Consider the following 6,560-nt stretch of genomic DNA (forward strand, 5'->3'; position numbering starts at 1 on the left):
AGAATTTGCCTGCAGTACAGTTACACTCCGCTTACCTAAAAGATGTGAAATATTTCTGGAGAAAAAATGAATAAGTTTGCTGCACTGCTGGCGGCAGGAGTGCTGCTTTCCGGCTGCGTATATAACAGCAAGGTGTCCACCAGCGCGGAGCAGCTTCAGCACCATCGGTTTGTCCTGACCAGCGTCAACGGTCAGCCGCTCAAGGAGGGCTCGAAGCCGCTGGAGCTGAGCTTTGGCGAGAAGACGTTCGTCTCAGGCAATATGTGCAACCGCTTTAGCGGCGAAGGCAAGGTGTCGGATGGCGAGCTGAAGGTCAAAGAGCTGGCGATGACCCGGATGCTGTGCGCTGACCCGCAGCTAAACGAGCTGGACGCCACGCTCGGTAAAATGCTGCGCGACGGGGCGCAGGTCGATTTGACCGAAAATCAGCTGACGCTGGCGACCGCCGATCGCACGCTGGTGTATAAGCTCGCCGACCTGGTTAACTAACTCCCCCGTCCGGCTGGCGCCCAAGGGTGCCTCAACGCAGCGGGCGCGAGGGTAGCTCACGGCGCCCGCAGAGGCAGGAGTGCGGCTTAGTAGTTACCGCAGCTGCCGCCGGCCAGAGCCTGCTCGCTGCAGCGCTTGCCGTTAGGCAGCGCGCACATCCCTATCGCCGAGCCGTCCAGCTGACGCGCCACCGACAGCGAGCCGCCGATCATCGCGCAGTTTGCCTGCCCGGTACTGCTCATCGCAGCGCGCATGCCCGGTGATACGTGGGCCGCCGTCGCCTGCTGAACGGGTTCACTACTGCAGGCCGACAGTAATAACGCGGCACACCCAACTAAAAACGCAGCTCGCATCGTCTCTCCCCTCGGAAACATCTTAAAATAAACAAACCCAAGAATAATAGGCAGCCCGGCGCCCGACGTCGAGAGGCGAAACCGCTATTTATGCGCTCCATTAACATTTTCTAGCAAATTATCTGGCGTACCCTTGATCTCGACAGGGTTTATCACACGTCTACGGGTCTGAATCCCCCACAGCTCAACTCCGGTTTACTGCTATAGGAAGCAAACGTCCATTGCAAATCAGGCTGGCGTAGAGGACATGTACTCCTCAGGCGGGTACACGCCGGGCATCCGCAAGGCCATCTGCACACCACATAACACGATAGCATTGCTGAACAGCGTGATCCGTGCAGCTATTAAGAAATGTAAAGTGCTCCCGACGGACGACTCGGTCAGTAAGGATGTTTATTTGCTGTGCAAGGATGCATGAACAAATGTAGTGACAGGCTCAGCAATATAAATGGGAACATTATCGCGCCCCATGCACTAAACAATTTAAACTGCCGCTTTATTTTAAAGAATCAATGAATTGATTCAATCCTTCCATAAGTTCATCATCAATATATGCTGCTGCAATTGCCAATTACCGCATTCATTTTTATGATAACCTGCAGAAATTAAATCAGCATCCGAAAGTGCCATTTTAAAGCCTCCAGTCCTTAGCTCAGTGATATGGACACACCACCCTATTTACATATACGATCATTCATCCACAATAACATGAATACGAATGATTATCACAATTGGTATTATTTAATGAATACCGCCAGGGGAAGACTAACGTAAAAAATGACATGGAGTTATTATCTACATAACATTGACATTGCAGCGATAAATCTCGCTATATTTATAACGACCTGGCTAATTCTGGATGATGTAAACCCGCTATTTATTGTACCTGCGGCCGTCTACTCAGCTCTATACCCTTGCTGGAAGCGCTCATTGATGGGAAACCTTCAAATAAAAATTGAGGGGACCGAAATTCGCTTACGCCTGGAGGATATGTAATCTATAGAATATTAATGCCACTGCTAACATTGCCGTTATGTATTATATTCATAATTAATATCATTAAAGGAAAAATAATAAGATAAATATATTTTGGCAGTAATCACAACATCTCGACCCTCATTCATTGAACGAGATACTTAGCCGCATTACCCACAATCTGACTGGCATCGCGCGCCCTGGTAATAAATTCCATATATCTTACCAGCGAGGCACTTTAAATATCCTTAATCCATTCCTCGACAAAACCCTTAGACGAAAATAAAGAGGAACGACCTATATAGGTTAGAATAATATCCATGGTCACTAGCCAACTGATTCACATCTGGTTATGAACGTTCAAATATACATTTATCCAAACCCGCTTCATTTTATTTTTAACATGAATAGTTCCCGGTAAAAATGACCAATGTCGATGAGTATCAGTAGTGCCCCACTAATGAGTACGACAGAAGCATCCAGTAGAGCATTTTGTCGTTTTTTGTGAAACGGCATGACGATATCTGGAAAAAATTCAAGCATATTTTGCGAGCAGAAACGCAATCTATCTCATTGAATTACTATACTCTAAATAATTCAAGTTGCAGGACGGCGGCAAGGGAGTGAATCCCGATGAGCTTACACCAGTAAGTGATTCGGGTGAGCGAACGTAGCCAACACACATGCAACTTGAAGTATGACGAGTATATACTCTAAATAATTCAAGTTGCAGGACGACGGCAAGGGAGTGAATCCCGATGAGCTTACACCAGTAAGTGATTCGGGTGAGCGAACGTAGCCAACACACATGCAACTTGAAGTATGACGAGTATAAGACAGTTAGTAGAACACAAAATACTACACCTGTCTTTCTCACCCTCACATTGCTGGGGATTCCTCAGCCCGCAGCGCTTGTCTTTTATGGATCAATTTGTGCACTCGAAAGCCGCATAACTTCAAGGGCATACTGAAAGCCCCTATACTTACTCCATATAATTACAGGATCCGCCACCGTTTAGCGGGTCCCTTCTTTTTTTGTTTGCGCAATGTTAGGGGCTCTTTTTATGATTACTATCGACGGTAATGGCGCGGCCGCTTCTGTCGCGTTTCGCACCAGTGAAGTTATCGCCATCTACCCCATAACCCCCAGCTCAACGATGGCCGAGCAGGCGGATGCCTGGGCAGGTAACGGGCTAAAAAATATCTGGGGCGACGTGCCCCGGGTGGTCGAAATGCAGTCGGAAGCCGGGGCTATCGGCGCCGTGCACGGGGCGTTGCAAACCGGAGCCCTCTCGACCTCTTTCACCTCCTCGCAGGGTCTGCTGCTGATGATCCCGACGCTTTACAAACTGGCCGGTCAGCTGATGCCGTTTGTCCTGCACGTCGCCGCGCGTACCGTCGCGACCCACGCGCTGTCTATTTTCGGCGATCACTCCGACGTGATGGCCGTGCGGCAGACCGGCTGCGCGATGCTCTGCGCCAGCAACGTCCAGGAGGCGCAGGATTTCGCCCTGATTTCGCATATTGCGACCCTCAAAAGCCGGGTGCCGTTTATCCATTTCTTTGACGGCTTCCGCACCTCGCACGAAATCAACAAAATCGCGCCGCTGGCGGATGACACCCTCCGCAGCCTGCTGCCGCAGGCTGAGATCGACGCGCATCGCCTGCGCGCGCTGAATCCGGAACACCCAACGATCCGCGGAACCTCGGCTAACCCGGACACCTATTTCCAGTCCCGTGAGGCCACCAACCCGTGGTACGACGCGGTCTACGACCATGTCGAAACGGCAATGGACGATTTCGCTGCCGCCACTGGCCGTCGCTATAAACCGTTCGAATTCTATGGCCACCCGCAGGCCGAACGGGTGATTGTGGTGATGGGTTCCGCCATCGGCACCTGCGAAGAGGTGGTGGATGAGCTGCTCAGCCGCGGCGAAAAGGTCGGCGTGTTGAAAGTGCGACTCTATCGTCCCTTCTCCGCCGCTCACCTGCTGGAAGCGCTGCCGGAAAGCGCGCGCGCCGTCGCCGTGCTGGACCGCACCAAAGAGCCCGGCGCCCACGCGGAACCGCTGTACCTCGACATCATGACCGCGCTGGCGGAGGCGTTTAACCGCGGTGAACGCGAAACGCTGCCGCGCACCATCGGCGGCCGCTACGGCCTGTCGTCAAAAGAGTTCGGCCCGGAGTGCGTGCTGGCGGTGTTTAACGAGCTGAACGCGGCGAAACCGAAGCCCCGCTTCACCGTCGGTATCTATGACGACGTCACCAACCTTTCTCTGCCGCTGGGGGAAAACACCCTGCCGTCGGAGGCGAAGCTGGAGGCCCTGTTCTACGGCCTGGGCAGCGACGGCAGCGTGTCGGCCACCAAGAACAACATCAAAATCATCGGCAACTCGACGCCGTGGTTCTCGCAGGGCTACTTCGTCTACGATTCGAAAAAGGCCGGCGGACTCACCGTTTCGCACCTGCGCGTCAGCGAGAAGCCGATTCGCTCCTCCTACCTTATCTCGCAGGCCGATTTCGTCGGCTGCCATCAGCTGCAGTTTATCGACAAGTATCAGATGGTGGAGCGGCTGAAGCCCGGCGGGATTTTCCTGCTGAATACGCCGTATGCCGCCGATGAGGCGTGGTCGCGTCTGCCGCAGGAAGTGCAGGCGATGCTTAACCAGAAGCAGGCGCGCTTTTATATCGTCAACGCTGCCAAAATTGCGCGCGAATGCAGCCTCGGCGCGCGTATCAACACCGTGATGCAGATGGCGTTCTTCCATCTGACGCAAATTCTTCCGGGCGACAGCGCGCTGGCCGAGCTCCAGGGCGCGATTGCCAAAAGCTACAGCAGCAAGGGCAAGGAGCTGGTTGAGCGTAACTGGCAGGCGCTGGCGCTGTCCCGGGAGTCGCTGGCCGAAGTGCCGCTGCAGCCGGTCAACGCCGCCAGCCCTAACCGCCCGCCGGTGGTCTCCGATGCCGCACCAGACTTTGTCAAAACCGTCACCGCCGCCATGCTGGCCGGCCTCGGAGATGCGCTGCCGGTCTCCGCCCTGCCTCCGGACGGCACCTGGCCGATGGGCACCACCCGCTGGGAAAAACGCAATATCGCCGAAGAGATCCCTATCTGGAAAGAGGCGCTGTGCACCCAGTGCAACCACTGCGTCGCGGCCTGCCCGCACTCGGCAATCCGCGCCAAGGTTATCTCTCCTGAAGCGATGGAAGCGGCCCCGGCCAGCCTGCATTCGCTGGACGTAAAATCCCGCGATATGCGCGGCCAAAAATACGTGCTGCAGGTGGCGCCGGAAGATTGCACCGGCTGTAATCTGTGCGTGGAGGTTTGCCCGGCCAAAGACCGGCAGAACCCGGAGATTAAGGCCATCAATATGATGTCGCGCCTTGAGCACGTCGAGGAGGAGAAGGTCAACTACGACTTCTTCCTCAGCCTGCCGGAGATCGACCGCAGCGCGCTGGAGCGCATTGATATTCGTACCTCTCAGTTGATAAGCCCGCTGTTTGAGTACTCCGGCGCCTGCTCTGGCTGCGGCGAAACGCCGTACATCAAGCTGCTGACCCAACTCTACGGCGACCGGATGCTGATCGCCAACGCCACCGGCTGCTCGTCGATTTACGGCGGTAACCTGCCATCAACGCCGTATACCACCGACGCCAAAGGACGCGGCCCGGCGTGGGCTAACTCGCTGTTTGAAGATAACGCCGAATTTGGCCTCGGCTTCCGCCTCTCCGTGGACCAGCACCGTCAGCGCGTGATGCGCCTGCTGGAACAGTTTGCCGACGCGATACCGGCGGAGCTCAACGATGCCCTGCACGCCGAGACCACCCCGGACGTCCGCCGCGAGCAGGTGGCGGAGCTGCGCCGCGCGCTGGCCGGCGTTGAGGGCGCCCAGGAGCTGCTGACCGACGCCGACGCGCTGGTGGAAAAATCCATCTGGCTGATCGGCGGCGACGGCTGGGCCTACGATATCGGCTTTGGCGGCCTCGACCACGTGCTGAGCCTGAGCGAAAACGTTAATATCCTGGTGCTCGACACCCAGTGCTACTCCAACACCGGCGGCCAGGCCTCGAAGGCCACACCGCTCGGCGCGGTCACTAAATTTGGCGAGCACGGCAAGCGTAAATCGCGCAAAGACCTCGGCGTCAGCATGATGATGTACGGTCACGTCTACGTGGCGCAGATTTCGTTGGGCGCCCAGCTAAACCAGACGGTGAAAGCGATTCAGGAAGCGGAGGCCTATCCGGGACCGTCGCTGATTATCGCCTACAGCCCGTGCGAAGAGCACGGCTACGATCTGGCGCTAAGTCACGATCAGATGCGTCAGCTGACCGCCACCGGGTTCTGGCCGCTCTACCGCTTCGACCCGCGCCGGGCGGATGAAGGTAAGCTCCCGCTGGCGCTAGACTCTCGCCCGCCGTCGGACGCGCTGGCGGAAACCTTGCTCAACGAGCAGCGCTTCCGTCGCCTCAACGCCCAGCAGCCGGAGGTGGCGGAGCAGCTGTGGAAGGATGCCGCAGCCGATCTGCAAAAACGCTATGAGTTCCTTGCGCAGATGGCAGGTAAAGCGGAGAAACCCGCCGTCGAAAGCTAATTTGTACTGCGCCTGAGCGATGCCGTAAAAAACCACCTGCATAGCAGGTGGCATTGAAAACGCCCCATAGGGGCGTACTAAGTCCAGACTCTGAGAGCCTTCCCTTCACACCTCTTTTAGAGGGAGCTGGCTCTCTTCAACTTCATGCTTT

General features: G+C 55.7%; 3 protein-coding genes and 1 pseudogene. 3 read left to right on the forward strand and 1 reads right to left on the reverse strand.

Annotation, left to right across the window (positions count from 1 at the left end):
- Positions 1-66 precede the first annotated feature (66 nt).
- Complete coding sequence (gene hslJ, locus GVK32_RS08610) at positions 67-489, forward strand: heat shock protein HslJ (protein WP_159872974.1); 423 nt, start codon at positions 67-69, stop codon at positions 487-489.
- A gap of 86 nt (positions 490-575) precedes the next feature.
- On the opposite strand, the gene GVK32_RS08615 is transcribed toward hslJ, so the two are convergent.
- The gene (locus GVK32_RS08615) at positions 576-842 is read right to left on the reverse strand and encodes a DUF333 domain-containing protein (protein WP_041145253.1); all 267 of its coding nucleotides are present in this window, start codon (positions 840-842) and stop codon (positions 576-578) included.
- A gap of 265 nt (positions 843-1,107) precedes the next feature.
- Here GVK32_RS08615 and GVK32_RS28875 point away from each other — a divergent pair.
- A pseudogene (locus GVK32_RS28875) lies at positions 1,108-1,257 on the forward strand (IS256 family transposase); the annotation flags it as partial.
- Positions 1,258-2,881: 1,624 nt separating this feature from the next.
- Positions 2,882-6,409, forward strand: coding sequence for a pyruvate:ferredoxin (flavodoxin) oxidoreductase (nifJ, locus tag GVK32_RS08620; RefSeq protein ID WP_159872976.1), 3,528 nt, complete (start codon positions 2,882-2,884; stop codon positions 6,407-6,409).
- Positions 6,410-6,560 lie beyond the last annotated feature (151 nt).

This window comes from Klebsiella sp. 18074, assembly GCF_902705905.1.
GTDB classification, from domain to species: Bacteria; Pseudomonadota; Gammaproteobacteria; order Enterobacterales; family Enterobacteriaceae; genus Klebsiella; species Klebsiella terrigena.

Excerpts from the sequence above, each read along its gene's own strand:
- hslJ (WP_159872974.1), top strand. The coding sequence starts at position 67 with ATGAATAAGTTTGCTGCACTGCTGGCGGCAGGAGTGCTGCTTTCCGGC.
- GVK32_RS08615 (WP_041145253.1), bottom strand. The coding sequence starts at position 842 with ATGCGAGCTGCGTTTTTAGTTGGGTGTGCCGCGTTATTACTGTCGGCC.
- nifJ (WP_159872976.1), top strand. The coding sequence starts at position 2,882 with ATGATTACTATCGACGGTAATGGCGCGGCCGCTTCTGTCGCGTTTCGC.